At 64.4% G+C, this 18,620-nt stretch carries 15 protein-coding genes; 10 read left to right on the top strand and 5 right to left on the bottom strand.

Features of this window, described 5'->3' with window-relative positions:
* Positions 1-265: 265 nt before the first annotated feature.
* Positions 266-2,197 (bottom strand): long-chain fatty acid--CoA ligase, encoded by a 1,932-nt coding sequence (locus D6B98_RS04825; RefSeq protein ID WP_126255746.1) that lies wholly within the window; start codon positions 2,195-2,197, stop codon positions 266-268.
* Positions 2,194-3,015 (bottom strand): ABC transporter ATP-binding protein, encoded by an 822-nt coding sequence (locus D6B98_RS04830; RefSeq protein ID WP_126255747.1) that lies wholly within the window; start codon positions 3,013-3,015, stop codon positions 2,194-2,196. The genes D6B98_RS04825 and D6B98_RS04830 overlap by 4 nt, the downstream gene beginning before the upstream one ends.
* A 335-nt stretch (positions 3,016-3,350) precedes the next feature.
* Between D6B98_RS04830 and D6B98_RS04835 the strand changes: the two genes are divergently transcribed.
* On the top strand, positions 3,351-4,025 hold the full coding sequence (locus D6B98_RS04835; RefSeq protein WP_126255748.1) for a Crp/Fnr family transcriptional regulator: 675 nt from the start codon (positions 3,351-3,353) through the stop codon (positions 4,023-4,025).
* Positions 4,026-4,032: 7 nt separating this feature from the next.
* On the opposite strand, the gene D6B98_RS04840 is transcribed toward D6B98_RS04835, so the two are convergent.
* Positions 4,033-5,295 (bottom strand): MFS transporter, encoded by a 1,263-nt coding sequence (locus tag D6B98_RS04840; RefSeq protein WP_126255749.1) that lies wholly within the window; start codon positions 5,293-5,295, stop codon positions 4,033-4,035.
* 291 nt (positions 5,296-5,586) lie between these two features.
* On the opposite strand from D6B98_RS04840, the gene D6B98_RS04845 reads away from it, so the two are divergent.
* Both D6B98_RS04845 and D6B98_RS04850 read left to right on the top strand, forming a co-directional pair.
* Complete coding sequence (locus tag D6B98_RS04845; protein ID WP_126255750.1) at positions 5,587-8,904, top strand: adenylate/guanylate cyclase domain-containing protein; 3,318 nt, start codon at positions 5,587-5,589, stop codon at positions 8,902-8,904.
* A gap of 21 nt (positions 8,905-8,925) precedes the next feature.
* Entirely contained in the window at positions 8,926-9,606 is a 681-nt protein-coding gene (locus D6B98_RS04850; protein ID WP_126255751.1) for a redoxin domain-containing protein, read from the top strand.
* A gap of 118 nt (positions 9,607-9,724) precedes the next feature.
* On the opposite strand, the gene D6B98_RS04855 is transcribed toward D6B98_RS04850, so the two are convergent.
* Entirely contained in the window at positions 9,725-10,564 is an 840-nt protein-coding gene (locus D6B98_RS04855) for a uroporphyrinogen-III synthase (protein WP_126255752.1), read from the bottom strand.
* A 170-nt stretch (positions 10,565-10,734) separates the two neighbouring features.
* Here D6B98_RS04855 and purU point away from each other — a divergent pair, with 170 nt between their 5' ends.
* Positions 10,735-11,598 (top strand): formyltetrahydrofolate deformylase, encoded by an 864-nt coding sequence (gene purU, locus D6B98_RS04860; protein WP_126255753.1) that lies wholly within the window; start codon positions 10,735-10,737, stop codon positions 11,596-11,598.
* 69 nt (positions 11,599-11,667) lie between these two features.
* Here the strand turns inward: purU and D6B98_RS04865 are convergent, their stop codons facing one another.
* Complete coding sequence (locus D6B98_RS04865) at positions 11,668-11,958, bottom strand: hypothetical protein (protein WP_205680449.1); 291 nt, start codon at positions 11,956-11,958, stop codon at positions 11,668-11,670.
* 578 nt (positions 11,959-12,536) lie between these two features.
* Between D6B98_RS04865 and D6B98_RS04870 the strand changes: the two genes are divergently transcribed.
* The 6 genes from D6B98_RS04870 (at position 12,537) to D6B98_RS04895 (ending at position 18,456) form a co-directional block, all read left to right on the top strand.
* Positions 12,537-13,715, top strand: a complete 1,179-nt coding sequence (locus D6B98_RS04870) for an ABC transporter substrate-binding protein (RefSeq protein ID WP_126255755.1) — start codon at positions 12,537-12,539, stop codon at positions 13,713-13,715.
* 166 nt (positions 13,716-13,881) lie between these two features.
* The gene (locus D6B98_RS04875; RefSeq protein WP_035674417.1) at positions 13,882-14,751 is read left to right on the top strand and encodes a branched-chain amino acid ABC transporter permease; all 870 of its coding nucleotides are present in this window, start codon (positions 13,882-13,884) and stop codon (positions 14,749-14,751) included.
* Between the two features lie 8 nt (positions 14,752-14,759).
* Positions 14,760-15,788 carry a branched-chain amino acid ABC transporter permease gene (locus D6B98_RS04880; protein ID WP_126255756.1) on the top strand — a complete coding sequence of 343 codons (1,029 nt, stop codon included), beginning with the start codon at positions 14,760-14,762 and terminating at the stop codon, positions 15,786-15,788.
* The gene (locus tag D6B98_RS04885) at positions 15,785-16,540 is read left to right on the top strand and encodes an ABC transporter ATP-binding protein (protein WP_126255757.1); all 756 of its coding nucleotides are present in this window, start codon (positions 15,785-15,787) and stop codon (positions 16,538-16,540) included. Before D6B98_RS04880 ends, D6B98_RS04885 begins: the two co-directional genes overlap by 4 nt.
* Positions 16,533-17,249 carry an ABC transporter ATP-binding protein gene (locus D6B98_RS04890; protein ID WP_126255758.1) on the top strand — a complete coding sequence of 239 codons (717 nt, stop codon included), beginning with the start codon at positions 16,533-16,535 and terminating at the stop codon, positions 17,247-17,249. Before D6B98_RS04885 ends, D6B98_RS04890 begins: the two co-directional genes overlap by 8 nt.
* 76 nt (positions 17,250-17,325) lie before the next feature.
* Complete coding sequence (locus D6B98_RS04895; RefSeq protein ID WP_126255759.1) at positions 17,326-18,456, top strand: cobalamin-independent methionine synthase II family protein; 1,131 nt, start codon at positions 17,326-17,328, stop codon at positions 18,454-18,456.
* Positions 18,457-18,620: the final 164 nt, after the last annotated feature.

Consider the following 18,620-nt stretch of genomic DNA (forward strand, 5'->3'; position numbering starts at 1 on the left):
TCGCCTCTCCCCGCCTGCGGCCGGGGCAGTTCGATATGACCTGACAATTTGAGCGGAAAAGCCTCCACGGCGTCATGGCCGGGCTTGTCCCGGCCATCTACGCTTAGCCACGCGGAACGAAGAACGTGGATGCCCGGGACAAGCCCGGGCATGACGATTTTTTGCCAAGCCCCGACTGGCCTCACCCGGATCGCTGACGCGCTCCGGCCTCTCCCCGCAAGCGGGGAGAGGCGAAAAGCAGCACCGCGCGCGATGAACACCTGGCTCACTCCGCCGCCTCCGCCATGTGCCCGTGGCCGCCGAGGTCCACCACAGGCAATGTCGTCCGCACGCGCTGCGTGGTGCCGTCCTGGAAGCGGATCACGGTGTCGACGGGGATGTCGGAATCGCCGCGGTAGATCGCGTCGATGATGCCGGCGTATTTCTCGTTGATGACGCTGCGGCGCACCTTTCTCGTGCGGGTGAGCTCGCCGTCGTCGGCATCCAGCTCCTTGTAGAGCAGCAGGAAGCGCGAGATGCGCTGGGCCGGCGGCAGCGTGGCGTTGACGGTCTCGACCTCCTTGCGCAGCAGCGCATAGACCTCGGGCCGCGAGGCGAGGTCGCTGTAGGTGGTGAAGGAGAGGCGGTTCTTCTCCGCCCATTTCGAGATGATGGAGTAGCGGATGCAGATCATCGCCGCGAGCGCGTCGCGGCCGGCGCCCAGCACCACGGCTTCGGCGATATAGGGCGAGAATTTCAGCTTGTTCTCGATGAATTGCGGCGAGAAGCGCTCGCCGCGCGAGGTCTCGGCGAGATCCTTGATGCGGTCGATGACGACGAGCTGGTTGTTGGCGTTGAAATAGCCGGCATCGCCGGAGCACATCCAGCCATCCTTGATGTCGGCGGCGCTCGCTTCCGGGTTCTTGTAGTAGCCTAGGAACATGTTGGGATGCCGCACCACGATCTCGCCGACGCCGTGGACGTCGGGATTGTCGATGCGGATCTCGACATTGTCGGCCATCGGCACGCCGGTCGTGTCAGGATCGACCTTGCCCTCGGGGTGCAGCGTGTAGGCCCCGAGCAGCTCGGTCTGGCCGTAGAGCGTGCGCAGCGGCACGCCCATCGCCTGGAAGAACTTGAAGGTCTCGGGGCCGAGCGCCGCGCCGCCGGTCGCGGCCGAGCGCAGGCGGGTGAAGCCGAGACGGTCGCGCAGCGCGCGGAACAGGATGGCGTCGGCAAGGCCCGAGCGCTTGCCCTGTTCGAGCGCGGCGAGGCCGCTCTTCATGCCGACGTCGAACAGGCGCTGCTTGAGAGGGGTTGCGTCCATCACCTTGGCGCGGACGTCGGCGGCGATGGATTCCCAGACCCTTGGGGCAAAGAGCACGAACGTCGGCGCGATCTCGCGCAGATCGTTCATCATCGTCTCGGGCTCTTCGACGAAGTTGATCTTCATCCGGCACAGGAGGCCTTTGCCGAGCACGTAAACCTGCTCCATGATCCACGGCAGCGGCAGCACCGAGACGTATTCGTCGTCCGGTCCCTTCGGATCGAAGGCAAGATAGGTCGCGCAGTGACCGAGCACCCGGCCGGCGGCGAGCATCGCGAGCTTGGGATGGGACGTGGTGCCCGACGTCGTGCAGAGGATGGCGACGTCCTCGCCCTTGGTCGCATCCACGAGGCGGTCGTAGAGCTCCGGTTCGCGAGCGGCCCGCGCGCGGCCGAGCTCGGCGAATTTCTCCGCCGACATCAGGCGCGGGTCGTCGTATTTCCGCATCCCCCGCGGATCGGAATAGATGATGTGCTTCAGCTTCGGCGCACGCTCGGCGAGGGTGAGCAGCTTGTCGACCTGCTCCTCGTCCTCCGCGAAGACGAGCCGCGCCTCGCCATAGTTGAGCAGATAGGAGGCCTCCTCGTCGAGGACGTCGCGATAAAGTCCGAGGCTGAGGCCGCCGATCGCGTGGGTTGCCACTTCCGCCGCGACCCAGTCCGGCCGGTTGTCGCCGATGATGCCGATGACATCGCCGCGGCCAAGGCCCATTTCGACGAGACCGAGCGCGAAGTCGCGCACGCGGGCCTGATAGTCGTTCCAGGTGAAGAGCCGCCAGAGCCCGAGATCCTTCTCGCGCAACGCGATTTCGTTGCCGTGCTCCTTCGCGTTGAGCCGGAGCATCTTGGGATAGGTGTCGGCCTGCGCGACGCGGCCTGCGTAATCCATCATGCCGCGCTCTCCTGCGCCGGCGGTGCATCGTCGGGATCGACCAGTACCTCGTCTTCCTCGCCAAGATAGGCACGCCTGACGTGAGGATCGGCGAGCACCGTCGCAGGGTCCCCTTCGGCGATCTTCTTGCCGAAATCCAGCACCATGATGCGATGGGAGATGTCCATCACCACACCCATGTCGTGCTCGATCATCACCACCGTCATCCCGAACTCCTCGTTGAGGTCGACGATGTAGCGGGCCATGTCCTCCTTCTCCTCGAAGTTCATGCCGGCCATCGGCTCGTCGAGGAGGATGAGGCGAGGCTCCAGCGCCATGGCGCGGGCGAGTTCCACGCGCTTGCGCAGGCCATAGGAGAGGGTGCCGGCGGTGGCTTTCCGCACCGACTGCAGATCGAGGAAATCGATGATCTCCTCCACCTTGCGGCGGTGCTCGAGCTCTTCCTTGCGCGCGCCGGTGAGCCAGTACAGCGAGCCTGTCAGGAAATTGTTCTTCAGAAGGTGATGGCGGCCGACCATGATGTTGTCGAGCACGCTCATGTGGTGGAACAGGGCCAGGTTCTGGAAGGTGCGGCCGATGCCGAGCGAGGCTCGGGCATTCGGCGTCAAGCCGGTGATGTCGCGATCCCCGTAGAAGAGCTGGCCTTCAGTCGGCTTGTAGCGACCGGAAATACAGTTCACGATCGAAGTCTTGCCGGCGCCGTTGGGACCGATGATCGAGAACAGCTCGCCGTCCTTGATGGCGAAACTGACATCGGTCAACGCGCGGACGCCGCCAAATCGCAAGGACACGCCGCGCACTTCAAGACTGTTAGCCACCAAACGAAACCCTCCCGGTGATGGCGCTTTTTAGCGGCGCTCTTCGTCCGTTCTGTCCGGCGATCCTAGTACGGTGATGCCGGTGAGGCCATGCAGCAGATGGTCTCGACCGGAGCCGCGCCACTCTCGTTCCCGTTTGGGATCAAAAGCCGCATCGCCCGAGGTGGTCCTCAATAGGGGAAAGCGCTATTTTGAAATGTCTCGCGGCTGACAATTCTGCGACAAAGTTTGCCGGCGGCAGCGGCCTTCATCTTTCGTCGGGTGGCAGTCGTCATAATCATGTTGCAATGCAACAGAAGGTGGAGTGACCAAACGGTGCGGCTGGCCGCGAGATCATGATTTCAGAAGATCATCTGAAGCGCGTCGCCGCCTGGTCGCGCGAGCTCACGCAAGCGGAGATCGAGGTCGCGCGTGCCGGGATCACGGAGCGGTCCTACGGCACCGGCGAGACTGTGTTCATGCGCGGCGATATCTTTGCCTATTGGGCCGGCATGGTGCGCGGCCTTGCCCGCATGGGTGGGGTCTCCCGGGACGGCAAGGAGACGAGCTTGGCCGGGCTGACGGCAGGGGCCTGGTTCGGCGAGGGCAGCGTGCTCAAGAACGAGCCGCGCCGCTATGACGTGGTCGCGCTTCGCGACAGCCGCGTCGCGCTGATGGAACGCAGCGCCTTCATGTGGCTGTTCGAGAACAGCGTCGGCTTCAACCGCTTTCTGGTGCGCCAGCTCAACGAACGGCTCGGCCAGTTCATCGGCATGCTCGAGGTCAATCGCACCCTCGATGCGACCGCGCGCCTTGCCCGCAGCATCGCCTCACTGTTCAACCCGATTCTCTATCCGGAATCGACCGCGCATCTGGAGATCACCCAGGAGGAGATCGGCGCGCTCTCCGGCATGTCCCGCCAGAATGCCAACCGCGCGCTGAACCGGCTGGAGAAGGAGGGACTGCTGCGGCTCGAATATGGCGGCGTCACCATCCTCGATATCGAGCGGCTGCGCGGCTACGGGGATTAGGGCGACCTCATCGCACATTGGCGGGCGCGTGCACCGGCCAGAGATCGGCGCGCCAGCGGATCGCGATCGCCAGCATCGCGATGAAGCCTGCGGCGGCATAGAGCGAGCCGGTCGCGGAATAGCCGATGACGTCGATCATGCTGCCGGCCGCGAGCAATCCGATCGGCAGGCCGTAGATTACCATCATGCGCACGCCCATCACGCGGCCGCGCAGGTGCGCACTGGCCGTGCGCATCAGGATCACGGCTGCCGAGATCATCGACATGCTCTGGGCGATACCGGCGAGAACGAGGCAGGCCATCGCCACCGGCATGGTCCTGATTTCGACGAATACCAGCAGCATGGCGTACCAGGCCAGCGTCGCGCCGATCAGAAGCCGGGCAATGCGGACGCCACTGACCAGGCTGAGCGTGACGGAGCCGATCAGCGAGCCCACGGCGAAACTCGCCGAGAGATAACCGAGGCCGGTCTGGTCGGTATGAAAGATCTCGCGGGCGATGTAGGGCAATAGGCCGCCAGTGAAGGGAAATGCCGTGAGATTGGCCAGGAAGGCGACGCACAGCGCCGCGCGCATTGCCGGGCCATTCCAGGCGTAGACGATTCCCTCCTTGAGGTCGCCCAGCAGTCGCGACACCGCGTGGCTGTTGGCCGGAAGATCGCTCGTGATGACGGTTCTCTTGGGCCGGGTCAGGCAGAGCATGAGAAGCGCGGCCACGAAGTACAGGCAGGCGATCGCCACATAGACGAAGCCGATGCCGAGGACGGCGAACAGCCCGGCGCCGGTCAGCGCGCCGGCGATGCGCGCGCTGTCCTGGGTGGTGCGTGCAACGCTGATGGCGCCTACCAGCTGCTCGGCCGGCATGATCTCGGCGAGCAGCGCGCCCCGGACGCCGAGATCGGAGGGACGAATCAGGCCCATGATCGCGACGATGATCATGACGCTCAGCGGCGACAGATGACCGGTCAGCGCCAGAACCATGATGGTTGACGAGAGCGCCGTATAGGCAAGGCGCATCACCACCAGGAGATCGCGATGGCCCATGCGATCGCCGATCATGCCGAACACCGGCGCGACCAATGTCCCGACGAACTGGAGCGAGGCAAGCACGGTGAGCAGCAGCACCGATCCGGTCTCGACCAGGATGTACCAGCCGAGCACCAGCGTCTCGACCTCGAACGCCCAGGAGGTGAGCAGATCCGACGGCCATTGAAAGCGATAGTTGCGAATGCGGAACGGCGCGAGCGCGGAAGGTCGTGCGGATGTGCTCAAGATGCGATGACGGGTTTCACGGCGATTCCCTGCCCTTATTTTTGTTCTTCTGTTCGGCAGGGTAGCCCCGGCGATGCCCCTGTCAATTGGCGCCACCGCATGCCCCCATGTTTGCCGACGACGTGCGGTGAGCCGGTGCGCCCGCAGCATTGCTTCGCTGCCAGCCGATACGGAGAGGTAGATTAGCCCGCTTGCTCTTCCGGCGCGCAAAGCCCATTCTGGTCTGCATCCTGGGCCCATTCGGCAGGTCCGGTAGATCGCGCCGTCGCGGCTTCCGCGAGGTCTTGACCCATGAACTGCTCTCGCTGTGGTTTCGAGGTCCAGAGCGGCTTTGCCTTCTGTCCGAAGTGCGGCACGAAGCAGCCGAACCCGTGCCCTGGCTGCGGCTTTCCATGCGCACCGGATTTCGCCTATTGCCCGAAATGCGGCGTCTTCGTCTCCGAGGTCCCCCCGGGCGGCGGGCAGGCGCCGACGAGCCTGACGACGCTTCCGATCCGGCCGTCCTCTCCGCCGCTCGTGCCAGCGGATGCTGCTCAGGTCGCATTTGGATTTCAGTCGGACAAGATCGACAGCGAGGCGAACCGCCGTACCATCACCGTGCTGTTTGCCGACCTCAGCGGCTTCACCGCGATGAGCGAGCGGCTCGACCCCGAGGTCATGCAGACGCTTCAAAACGAGCTGTTCGAAGAGTTGACGGCCGCGGTGCAAAGCTTTGGCGGTTTCGTGGACAAATTCATCGGCGATGCGCTGCTTGCTCTGTTTGGTGCCCCGGCAGCGCACGAGGACGACCCGGAGCGGGCGGTCCGCGCTGCCCTCGACATGATCGGCCGGACAGCGCGTCTCAGCCAACGCGCGAAGGCGTATGCAGGTTCGCCGCTGCTGCTCCATGTTGGCATCAACACCGGGCACGTCGTCGCGGGCGGGCTCGGTGTGGGCGTTGCCAAATCCTATTCGGTGACCGGCGATACAGTGAATACCGCCCAGCGGCTACAGTCGATGGCGGCCCCGGGCGAGGTGCTGGTCGGGCCATTGACCCACCGTCTGACGCGGCATGCGTTCTCCTATGACTCGCTTGGCGAGGTCTCGCTCAAGGGCAAGATGGGCAGCGTGCTGGTGCACCGCCTGAAGGAGCCGCTCGACATGCCCCGTGCGGCACGCGGCCTCGACGCGCTGGGCCTCAATGCGCCGTTGATCGGGCGCGACGCCGAGCTTGCGCGCATCATCGGCTGTCTTGATCTCGCATGCGGCGGCGCAGCTCAACTGGTGCGGCTGGTCGGTGAAGCCGGCATCGGGAAAACGCGCCTGGTCAGCGAATTCGCCGCCCGTATCCGCGACGAGGATCGATTTGCACGCGTGGCGATTCGGCGGGTGGCGTGCTCGCCGCTGGGCGAACAATCCTACGGCACACTCGCCGCCGTGTTGCGCAGCGCCTACGGCATCGCGCAGAAGGCTGGCGCCGCAGAGGCGGAGGCGAAGGTCGCCGAAGCGCTGTCGGAGCTCGGCCTCGCGACTGACGAGGCCGACCGACTGATGCCCCTCTACCTGCACGTACTCGGCCTCGGCGACCCCAACGCCGTGCTCAGGCATGTCGAGCCCGAACAGCTCCGCCGGCAGATATTCTTCGCGATCCGCACCGTCTTCGAACGCCGCCTGGCACTGTCGCCGCTGCTGATCATCGTCGAGGATCTGCATTGGGCGGATGCGGTATCCCTCGAAGCGCTGCGGTTCCTGATGGACAGAATGGAGCGGACGCGGCTGATGCTGCTGTTTACGCATCGGCCGATGCTGGAATTGGACCAGTTCGGTTCGAGCAAGATCAGTCACACGACCCTTCGGCTGCCCCCGCTCGACGACGCCGAGGGACAGAGGCTGCTCGCGGCTTACTTCAGTCGCGTTTGGCGTGACCCACCGGGACGCCTGTTCAGCCGAATCCTCGACCGCGCCGGCGGCAATCCGCTTTTTCTCGAGGAGATCATACGGGGCCTCATCGAGGCCGGCACGCTGGAGCGCGACGGCGCGCAGTGGCGGATGACGTCGGACGAAGCCGCCGCCGATATTCCGGCAAGCATTCAGGCGTTGTTGCTGGCGCGCCTCGACCGGTTGCCGCCTCAGGTACGCCGGCTGGCACAGGAGGCCGCGGTGATCGGCCCGCGTTTTGATGCGGCGGCTCTCGGTGCGGCGGCAACCGAGCCGGCGGGGGTTGAAGCAGGGCTGGAACGTCTGTGCGACGCGGAGATCATCGAGGAGGTCGCGGGCTCGAACTCGATTTCGCTGCGGATCTACCGCTTCACGCAAACCATGCTTCAGGACGTGATCTATCAAAACCTGCTTCTGCAGCGCCGGATCGAGCTTCATGGACGGATTGGTGGAGCGCTCGAGAGGCTCTACGGCAACGAGCCCGAGCGCCTCGAAGATCTCATACTGCTCGGACATCACTTCAGTCTGAGCGCGAGCAAGCCGAAGGGCGCGCGTTATCTGCGCGCGGCCGGCGATCGCGCACGCGCCAGCTATGCCAATGACGATGCCATCCGTCTCTACCAACAGGCCCTCGCCGTGCTGTTGACCGGCGGCGAACTGGAGCCGGAACGTCTGGTCCTGTATGAGCGGATTGCGGACCTCTGTGGTGCGGCTGGCCGCCGGAACACGGCCGAGGAGCACTATCAGAGCGCGTTGGAGGGTCATCGCGCCAGACAGGACCGGATCGGCGAAGCGCGGATTGTTCGCAAGCTTGGCCGATTGTTGTGGGACGCCGGCAAGCGGATCAAGGCAGAGACGCATTACGCCGAGGCGGCCAAATTGCTCGGAGGGACCGACGCGCCCATCGAGTGGGCGCATCTCTTGCAGGAGCGCGGCCGTCTCGCGTTTCGGACGGGCGATCACGTAGCCGCCGCAAAATGGGCAGACGAGGCGCTCGGCTATGCACGCTCAGTACCGGCGGACGGGGACGAGCAGGCCAGGCTCGAGGCGGCACGGGCCATTGCCGAGGCCCTCAACACCAAGGGGGTTGCGCTGGCGCGGCTTGGACGACACGAGGAGGCGGTCCGCGAGGTGGAGCAAAGTGTCGCGACCGCCGAAGCGGCCGGGCTCCTTAACGTAGCGTGCCGCGGCTACACCAATCTCGGCGTGCTCTACACGATCGTTGACCCGGCGAAAGCAGTGGAGGTCTGCCGACGTGGACTCGATGTCGCGCGCCGGATCGGGGATCTCGGCTTCCAGGCGCGTCTGCTTGCCAATTTCGCCGTTGCTTGTTGCACCTTTACGGACAGATGTACCGAGGAAGGAGTGCCGGCTGCCGAAAGGGCAATCGAAATCGACCGTGCGCTCGATCAGCGCGAGCATCTCTCCGTGCCCTTGATTGTGCTTGGGCAGATCCATCAATGCCATTTCCGCCCGGATCTGGCCGCCCTCTGCTACAATGAAGCAATCGAGGTGGCGAACGAAACCGGCGAACCGCAGCAGCTTTTTCCATGCTATGATGGTCTCGCGACGCTGAGCCTTGATCGAGGCGACATGCCCGAGGCCGACCGATATTTCGCGCTGGCCCATGATGTCTGCGCCCGCCACGGGCTTGATCCCGCCGGGCTGATCGTACTGCCATTTCTTGACTAGGTCATATGAAGGAGTTCAACCATGTCAGAACTTCATGCCGATGGACCGCTTCAACCCGGCGATCGCGCACCGAACATCGTGCTGGACGCCATCACACGCGATGGAACGATCGCGCTCCAGGATTTTCGCGGACATAGTCCGATAATGATCGGCTTGTTTCGAGGGCTGCACTGCCCGTTCTGTCGGCGCCATATCGCGGCACAGGCGCAACTCGATGCAGCCCTGCGCGACAAGGGCGTCGAAAGTCTCACGATCGTGAATACGCCGATCGAGCGCGCGCGGCTTTACTTCCGCTATCATCCATTGCCCAATCTGCTCGCCGCGTCCGACCCCGAGCGGGTCTCGCACCGCGCGTTCGGTCTGCCCAATCTCGAGTTCACGGAAAAGGAGACCGAGTGGCCGCGCAAGGTGGGTATGGACGTCGTCATGAGCATGCAGGTCGATATGCCCGGCGAAACGCCGGGGCCGATGAATCGGTTGGCAGCTGCCGAGTACCTCAACAACAAGGACGGCTACGAGATCACGGAGGCCGACCAGCGGATGGCGGCAACCGGTCAGGGCCAGCTGTTCGGCCAGTTCCTGCTCGATCGTGAGGGAATCGTGCGTTGGACCTTTACCGAGGTTCCTGACGGTGGCCTGCGCATGTTCGGGGCTCCGAGCCCTCAGGAGGTGATGTCGGCCGCCTCGCAGGTGGCAAGCTAAAGCATGATCCGGAAAAGTGCGCAGCGGTTTTCCGAAAAGATCATGCTTAAACAACAACCTAAAGCGCGATGACGATTCATCCTAATCGCATCGCGCTTTAGGCATCGTCGCCTAGTGATTAACCCGCTACCTTCGGCCGTTTCTCGGCGAGCGCTGCCGCCATCGCCGAGATCAGCGGGCGCATGAAGTACGCTTCCTCCGCCGGCGAAACGTCGGTGCGCAAGCCATGCGCGGCGAGCTCTCCGGAGACTGCAGGGCCGACCGACGCAATCAGCGTCTGTTCGAGGCCGGCGCGCAGCTTGGCCTCGCTGCCATGCGCCTTCGCGGCCTCGATCAGGCGGCGGACCTGGCCGAGATTGGTGAGCGCGAGGGCATCGATCCGTCCCGCGGCCATGTCGTCCACGGCGGCGATGATGTTGGCATCGGCGGCCTTGGAATCGTAGACATAGGGCAGCACCGTATCGACCGCGGCGCCTTGCGCGGCGAGCGCGTCGGTCAGCGCGCTATGATCCTTGTCGGGATAGAGCTGAAGTCCGAGGCGCCGTTCCCTGAGGTCGAGCCTGCCCAGCATCTCGATCACGCCCTCGGTGGTCGGCTTCTCGGTGGTCTGCTGCGCCTCCAGACCGATCTCGCGCAGCGCCTTGCCGGGCTTTGGGCCGCGGGTGAATTTCCGCGCCTTGGCGAGCGCCGCGACAAGGGCAGCGTCGAGCCCGCGGGCGCGGGCAAGCTTCATGATCCGCCGTAGACCTTCGCCGGTCATCAGCACGAGATCGTCAAGCGGCTGCTCAATGGCGCGGCGGATCCAGGCCTCGACCGGAGCCGGGTCCGGCGCGTCGTGGATGGTGAACATCGGGCATTGCACGACCTCGGCGCCTTGCTCGGCCAGCAGCTTGGAAAACTGCGCCTCCTCGCGCGTTTCCAGGATCAGGATGCGATAGCCGTTCAGGCGGTCGGCCATGGGGATTCTCCGGTGGTCATTCGCAATCGTCCGTTCATCCTGACTCCGTGCATTGTGCTGAAGCAAGTCTCGGGATTGGCGCAAGGGCGGGGTCGGTGCTAGAGCAGGGCGCAGATCGCAGGTCGTTCCGCTGCACAAACCTTCATCAAGAGCCAAGCCCGTTCATCAACATGCCCGATCATCAATATGTTCTGACCTTGTCCTGTCCGGATCGGCCCGGCATCGTCTCGGCGGTGTCGACGTTCCTCGCCCACAATGGACAGAACATTCTCGACGCCCAGCAGTTCGACGACATCGAGACCAAGAAGTTCTTCATGCGGGTGGTGTTCACCGCGGCCGATCTTGCCGTGGAACTGTCGGCGCTGCAGACCGGCTTTGCCGCGATCGCCGAGCGTTTCGGCATGGAATGGCAGATGCGCGACCGCGCCGCGCATCGCAAGGTGATGCTGCTGGTGTCGAAGTCCGACCACTGCCTGGTCGACATCCTCTATCGCTGGCGCACCGGCGAGTTGCCGATGACGCTGACTGCGATCGTCTCCAACCATCCGCGGGAGGTCTATGCCGGGCTCGATTTCGGCGGCATTCCGTTCCACCACCTGCCGGTGACCAAGGAGACCAAGCGCGAGCAGGAAGCGCAGATCATGGACCTCGTCGGCAAGACGAAGACCGATCTCGTCGTGCTCGCCCGCTACATGCAGATTCTGTCGGATGATCTGTCGGCCAAGCTTTCGGGCCGCTGCATCAACATCCACCACTCGTTCCTGCCGGGCTTCAAGGGCGCAAAGCCCTATCACCAGGCCCATGAGCGCGGCGTCAAGCTGATCGGCGCCACCGCGCATTACGTCACGCGCGATCTCGACGAAGGCCCGATCATCGACCAGGACGTCGAGCGCATCAGTCATCGCGACACGCCGGAAGATCTGGTTCGCAAGGGTCGGGACATCGAGCGCCGCGTGCTGGCCCGCGCGATCCGCTACCATCTCGACGATCGCGTCATCCTCAACGGCCGAAAGACCGTGGTGTTCGTGGATTAGCGAATGGGGAGTGGCGAGTAGCGAATGGGAGAGGGTATATTCGCCACTCCCTATTCGCCATTCGCTCCGTTAGCGCACCGGGCTCCCCGACGTCGTCGCCGTCGCGCCCTTCTGCGCCTGCTCTTCCTTCTCGCGGTCCGCGGCCGGCAGCAGCCGTTTGCGCTCGCGTTCCTTCATGTAGGCGTCGTATTGCGGTGTGCCCGGCCGCGGCGGGGCATCGGCCGGCAGGCCGCCGGCCCATTGCGGGACGTAGTCACCCATGCCGGCGGAGAGCTTCTCGTTGACCGTGCCGCAGCCTGCAAGGCCGGAAGCGAGCAGGGCGACTGCGGCGATCGAAAGCGGACGGGTGCGCATGGACATCTTTTGGGTCGTGCCCGATCGGGCCTGGATGAGGAGCGCCGGATGGCGTCAGCGGCGAACCATAGCTCTCAACCAGTAAAATTGGCCTATTCAGCGGTGGGGGAGAATGTATACATGATTGGTATTATAATACGCAAACTTCGGTCTTGAAGCGCTCGTTTGAGCTGATACGGTATACATTACGTGCTTTCGTTCAGGTGGCTTGGGTCAGCGTGACGAGGGGCTTCACCGCGGAGCCGTGAGATGTCCAGATTCTGCAAGTGAGAGGCGGAATCCTCCATCCACTGCATCGTGCGGCCTCCTTAGAGTGGCGCGTCAACGAGCCATCGCCATCCGGGCAAGGGGCTTTTTCGTTGACAGGACCATTTCATTTGTACAATCGTACAAATCTCTCCCGCCCGACGTTGAGGCGGATCACGCGGCTTGCGCCGAATGGTCGCCCAACGTCCGATTGACAACGGGGTTGCAGAGGACGCCATGTGGCCGCACGGCATGGCTTGTCCGCAAGTGAAGAGCGGCAAGGACCGGGCACTCGGTCCGGCTCACAAGAACGCAGGAATGAAGGGGAGGGACATCTGATGTTCGAACGCAAGATTTTTTCGCGGACTGCCGTAGCGGCCGCCATCGCAAGCCTCGCGGCCGTCGCGCCGGCCAAGGCCCAGGACAGCGTCAAGATCGGCCTGATCCTGCCGATGACGGGCGGCCAGGCCTCGACCGGGAAGCAGATCGAGAACGCGATCAAGCTTTACATGCAGCAGAAGGGCGACACCGTCGCTGGCAAGAAGATCGAGATCATCGTCAAGGACGACGCCGCGATCCCGGACAAGACCAAGACTGCCGCGCAGGAGCTGATCGTCAACGACAAGGTCAACTTCATCGCCGGCTTCGGCGTGACGCCGGCCGCTCTCGCCGCCGCGCCCCTGGCCACCCAGGCCAAGATTCCGCAAATCGTGATGGCGGCCGGCACGTCCATCATCACTGAGCGCTCGCCCTATATCGTGCGCACCAGCTTCACGTTGGCGCAGTCCTCCACCATCATCGGCGACTGGGCCGTCAAGAACGGCATCAAGAAGGTCGCGACGCTGACTTCGGACTACGCGCCGGGCAATGACGCCCTCAACTTCTTCAAGCAGCATTTCACGGCCGGCGGCGGCGAGGTGGTCGAAGAGGTCAAGGTTCCCCTGCAGAACCCCGACTTCGCGCCGTTTCTGCAGCGCATGAAGGACGCCAAGCCCGACGCGATCTTCGTGTTCGTGCCGGCCGGCCAGGGCGGCAACTTCATGAAGCAATATGCCGAGCGTGGCCTCGACAAGGCCGGCATCAAGGTGATCGGGCCGGGCGACGTCACCGACGACGACCTGCTCAACAACATGGGCGACGCCGTGCTCGGCACGGTCACCGCGCATCTCTACTCCGCAGCGCACCCCTCGCAGATGAACAAGGATTTCGTCGCCGCCTACAAGAAGGCGTTCGGCAATCGTCCGGGCTTCATGGCGGTGGGCGGCTATGACGGCATCCACCTGATCTACGAAGCGCTGAAGAAGACGGGCGGCGACACCGACGGCACCAAGCTGGTCGAAGCCATGAAGGGCCAGAAGTGGGAAAGCCCGCGCGGTCCGATCTCGATCGATCCCGAAACCCGCGACATCGTGCAGAACATCTACATCCGCAAGGTGGAGAAGGTCGACGGCGAGCTCTACAATGTCGAGTTCGCCACCTTCGAGGCGGTCAAGGATCTCGGCAAGACCAAGAAGTGACGCGCGTAAGCGCGTCATCCCGGGGCGCGCTTAGCGCGCATCCGGGATCTCGCGAGCCACTTTCTGCGTCATGCCCGGGCTTGTCCCGGGCATCCACGCAAAGCCCAGACAAGAACGTGGATGGCCGGGACGAGCCCGGCCATGACGATAACTCCAAGCTGAGACGATGACCGCAATCCTCACCAACCTGTTCGATGGCGTTGCCTACGGCATGCTGCTGTTCGTGCTCGCCTGCGGGCTTGCGGTCACGCTCGGCCTGATGAACTTCGTCAACCTCGCCCATGGCGCCTTCGCCATGGCAGGCGGCTATGTCTGCATGGTGCTGGTCAACCGGATGGGCTGGCCGTTTTTCGCCGCACTGCCGCTCGCCTTCGTCTCCTCGGCCGCGATCGGTATTGTGCTCGAACGCACGCTGTACCGCCACCTCTATGCGCGCAGCCATCTCGACCAGGTTCTGTTCACGATCGGCCTGACCTTCATGTCGGTTGCAGCCGTCGACTACATCCAGGGTTCCTCGCGGGTCTTCATCAATTTGCCGGCCGCGCTCCAAGGCCAGTTCGACCTGTTCGGCGTCGGCATCGGACGCTACAGGCTGATGATCATCGTGATCTGCGGCCTGCTCACCATCGCTCTGCAGATGGTGCTCGCCAAGACCCGCTTCGGCAGCCGCCTGCGCGCCGCCGTCGACGATCCCCGTGCCGCGAGCGGCCTCGGCATCAACGTGCCGCAGGTGTTCGCCTTTACCTTTGCCTTTGGTTGCGGCCTCGCCGGCCTCGGCGGCGCGCTCAGCGCCGAGATCCTCGGCCTCGATCCGTACTTCCCGCTGAAGTTCATGATCTACTTCCTGATCGTGGTCACCGTCGGCGGCTCCTCCTCGATAACAGGCCCGTTCCTGGCCTCACTCCTGCTCGGCATCGGCGACGTCGCCGGCAAATATTACGTGCCGAAGATGGGCCCCTTCGTGATCTACACCATGATGATAGTGATCCTGATCTGGCGCCCGAACGGCCTGTTCGGCCGCACGGCCGCGCGTTGAGTTCGCCGATGAACGCTGCTTCCGACGTCGGTTATCACGCTCAGCGCCAGGCGCGCTGGCACTACGGCGAAATCGCCTTCTGGCTGATCGTGCTGGCCTGCGGCTTCGCCTTTCCCTCGCGCTATCTGATCATGACCGACATCCTGCGCCTGGCGCTGTTCACGATGTCGCTCGATCTCATCCTTGGCTATGCCGGCATCGTCTCGCTCGGCCACGCCGCCTTCTTCGGCGTCGGCGCCTATGCCGCGGGACTTCTCGCGCTTCACGGTATCGTCAACGAGCCCGTGCTCGCGCTGATCGTCTCAGGCCTGGCCGCGATGGTGCTTGGCTTTGCCACCAGCTTCCTGGTGATCCGCGGCGTCGACCTCACACGCCTGATGGTGACGCTCGGCATCGCGCTGCTGCTGGAAGCGCTCGCCGAGCGCTTCTCCAACATCACCGGCGGTACCGACGGCCTGCAAGGCATCGAGATGCAGCCGATCTTCGGCCAGGTTCCGTTCGACATGTTCGGCAAGGCCGGTTTCTTCTATTCGCTGGCGGTGCTGTTCCTCCTGTTCCTGTTCGCCCGCCGCGTCGTGCATTCGCCATTCGGCCTGTCGCTGCGCGCGATCAAGAACAACCCGCTGCGGGCTGCGGCGATCGGCATTCCCGTCAACCGCCGCCTGATCGCCATCTACACGCTGGCTGCGTTCTATGCCGGCATCGCGGGCGCGCTGTTCACCCAGACCACCGCGATCGCCTCGCTCGACGTCTTCGCCTTCGAGCGCTCGGCCGATCTGATGCTGGTGCTCGTCATCGGCGGCACCGGCTATCTCTATGGTGGGCTGATTGGTGCGGTGATCTTCCGCATGCTCCAGGAATTGTTCTCCACCATCACCCCCCAATACTGGCAGTTCTGGATCGGCCTCGTGCTGGTCGTGATCGTGCTGGTCGGCCGACAGCGCCTGCATCGCTGGGTGCTGTATGTGCCGAACCTGGTCATCAGACAGGTTGCCGGACGCAAGGCGGTCGTCGCCGTACCGGAGAGCGAGGCATGACCATCGCGCTCGAAACCCAGAAGCTCGAAAAGCAGTTCGGCGGCCTGCGCGTCACCCGCGATCTCTCGCTGAGGGTCGAGCAGGGCGCCCGGCACGCGCTGATCGGTCCGAACGGCGCCGGTAAGACCACGGTGATCAACCAGCTCACCGGCGTGCTGAAGCCGAACTCGGGTCGCATCCTGCTCGAAGGCCAGGACATCACCGATCTGCCCGTGCACAAGCGCGTGCTGCTCGGCCTGTCGCGCACCTTCCAGATCAACCAGCTCTATCCCGATCTGACCCCGCTCGAGACCATCGGTCTTGCCGTCTCCGAGCGTCTCGGCCATGGCGGCGACTGGTGGCGGCGGATGGGCACGCGCAGCGACGTCAATGGCGAGATCGCCGATCTCCTGACCCGCTTCCACCTGCTCGACGTCATGAACGAGCAGACCGTGACGCTGCCCTACGGCAAGCAGCGTCTGCTCGAGATCGCGGTCGCGATCGCGGCCAAGCCGCGCGTGCTGCTGCTCGACGAGCCTGCCGCGGGCGTCCCTGAGAGCGAGCGCCACGACATCCTCGCCGTGGTCGGCGCGCTGCCGCGCGACGTCACCGTGCTCTTGATCGAGCACGACATGGACCTCGTCTTCTCCTTTGCCGACCGCATCTCGGTGCTGGTCTCCGGCGCGCTGCTGACCGAAGGCCCGCCGGAGCAGGTCGCGCGCGATCCGCAAGTGAAGGCGGTCTATCTCGGCGAGGAGGCGGTCAATGTCTGACCTGCTCGCGATCGATTCACTTCGCGCGGGTTATGGCGAAGCGGTGGTGCTGCCCAACATGTCATTGCGCCTCGCCGAGGGGCAGGTCCTGGCGCTGCTTGGCCGCAACGGCACCGGCAAGACCACGCTGATCAACTCCATCGTCGGCGTCACCCGCCGCTTCTCCGGCTCGGTCGTGCTCGCCGGCACCGACGTCACCAGCTTGCGGCCCGACCAGCGCGCGCGCGCCGGCATCGGCTGGGTGCCGCAGGAGCGCAACATCTTCCGCTCGCTCACGGTCGAGGAGAACATGACCGCGGTGGCGCAGCCGGGCCCCTGGACGGTCGAGAAGGTGTACGAGATGTTCCCGCGGCTGAAGGAGCGGCGGACCAACTTTGGCAATCAGCTCTCCGGCGGCGAGCAGCAGATGCTGGCGATCGGGCGCGCGCTCACCCTCAATCCGAAAGTGCTGCTGCTGGACGAGCCGACCGAGGGCCTTGCCCCCATCATCGTCGAGGAGCTCCTGAAGGCGATCGGGACCATCACCCGGGCGGGCGGCATCTGCTCGATCATCGTCGAGCAGAATGCCCAAAAGATTCTGGGGCTGGCCGACCGCGTTGTGATATTGGAGCGCGGAACGATCGTCCACGACGCCCCGAGCGCCGCGCTGAAGGCCGACCCTTCGGTCCTGGAGCGGCACCTCGGCGTCGCTGGGGCGGTGGCCCACTGACTTTTTCTTCGCCTCTCCCCGCTTGCGGGGAGAGGCAGTACAACGAGCGCCGACTGAAATTTCGGGAGAAACAAAAATGCAGCGAACCAGAGCCCCCTTCCGTGCCGACGAGGTCGGTAGCCTCCTGCGTCCGGCCAAGATCAAGGAAGCCCGCACCCGGCTCGAGAAGGGCGAGATCTCGGCCGACGATCTGCGCAAGATCGAGGACATGGAGATCGAGAAGGTCGTGCACAAGCAGGCCTCGATCGGGCTCAAGCTCGCGACCGACGGCGAATTCCGCCGCTCCTGGTGGCATTTCGACTTCCTGGCCAAGCTCACCGGCTGCGAGCTGTTCCACCCCGACACCGGCATCCAGTTCGCGGGCGTGCAGACCCGTCACGACGCGGTGCGCGTCATCGGCAAGCTCGACTTTCCCGCCGATCACCCGATGCTGGATCACTTCCGCTTCCTGAAGAAGGTCGCCGACCAGGCCCACGTCACCGCCAAGATGACGATACCGTCGCCCGCTGTGCTGCACTTCCGCGGCGGCCGCAAGTCGATCTCCAAGGACGTCTATCCCGATCTCGAGGCCTTCTACGAGGACCTCGGCAGGACCTATCGCAAGGCGGTGAAGGCGTTCTACGACGCCGGCTGCCGTTATCTCCAGTTCGACGACACCGTGTGGGCCTATCTCTGCTCGCAGGACGAATTGCAGAAGGCGCGCGAGCGCGGCGACAATCCGGATGGTCTCCAGCAGATCTATGCGCGCATCATCAACTACGCGCTGGCCGAGAAGCCCGCCGACATGGTGGTGACGACCCATGTCTGCCGCGGCAATTTCCGCTCGACCTGGATTTCTTCGGGCGGCTACGAGCCCGTTGCCGAAACCATGCTCGCCGGCACCAATTACGACGGCTACTTCCTGGAATACGACTCTGACCGTGCCGGCGGCTTCGAGCCGCTGCGCTTCCTGCCCAAAGGTAACAAGGTCGTCGTGGTCGGCGTCATCACCTCGAAGTTCGGTGAGCTCGAGAAGAAGGACGACATCAAGCGCCGCCTGGCGGAAGCCGCCAAGTTCGCGCCGCTGGAGCAGCTCGCGCTCTCCCCGCAATGCGGTTTCGCTTCGACGGAAGAGGGCAACATCCTCTCCGAGGAAGAGCAATGGGCCAAGCTCAGCCTCGCGGTCGAGATCGCGAAGGAAGTGTGGGGCCAAAAGCCGCGGAGCTAGCCGCCCTCGTGTCCCGGACGCGCTGCAACGCTCCTGCGTTGCCGCGCAGAGCCGGGACCCATGCTGCAGGATTTGCTATTCGGAGATGTGGGCCCCGGGCTCAGCAGCGCACCGCTCGCGGGACGATGCTTCGCATCGCCAGGGAAGCGCTACGCTGCGTCCGG

This window comes from Bradyrhizobium sp. LVM 105, from assembly GCF_003957705.1.
In the GTDB taxonomy this organism is placed as follows: domain Bacteria; phylum Pseudomonadota; class Alphaproteobacteria; order Rhizobiales; family Xanthobacteraceae; genus Bradyrhizobium; species Bradyrhizobium frederickii.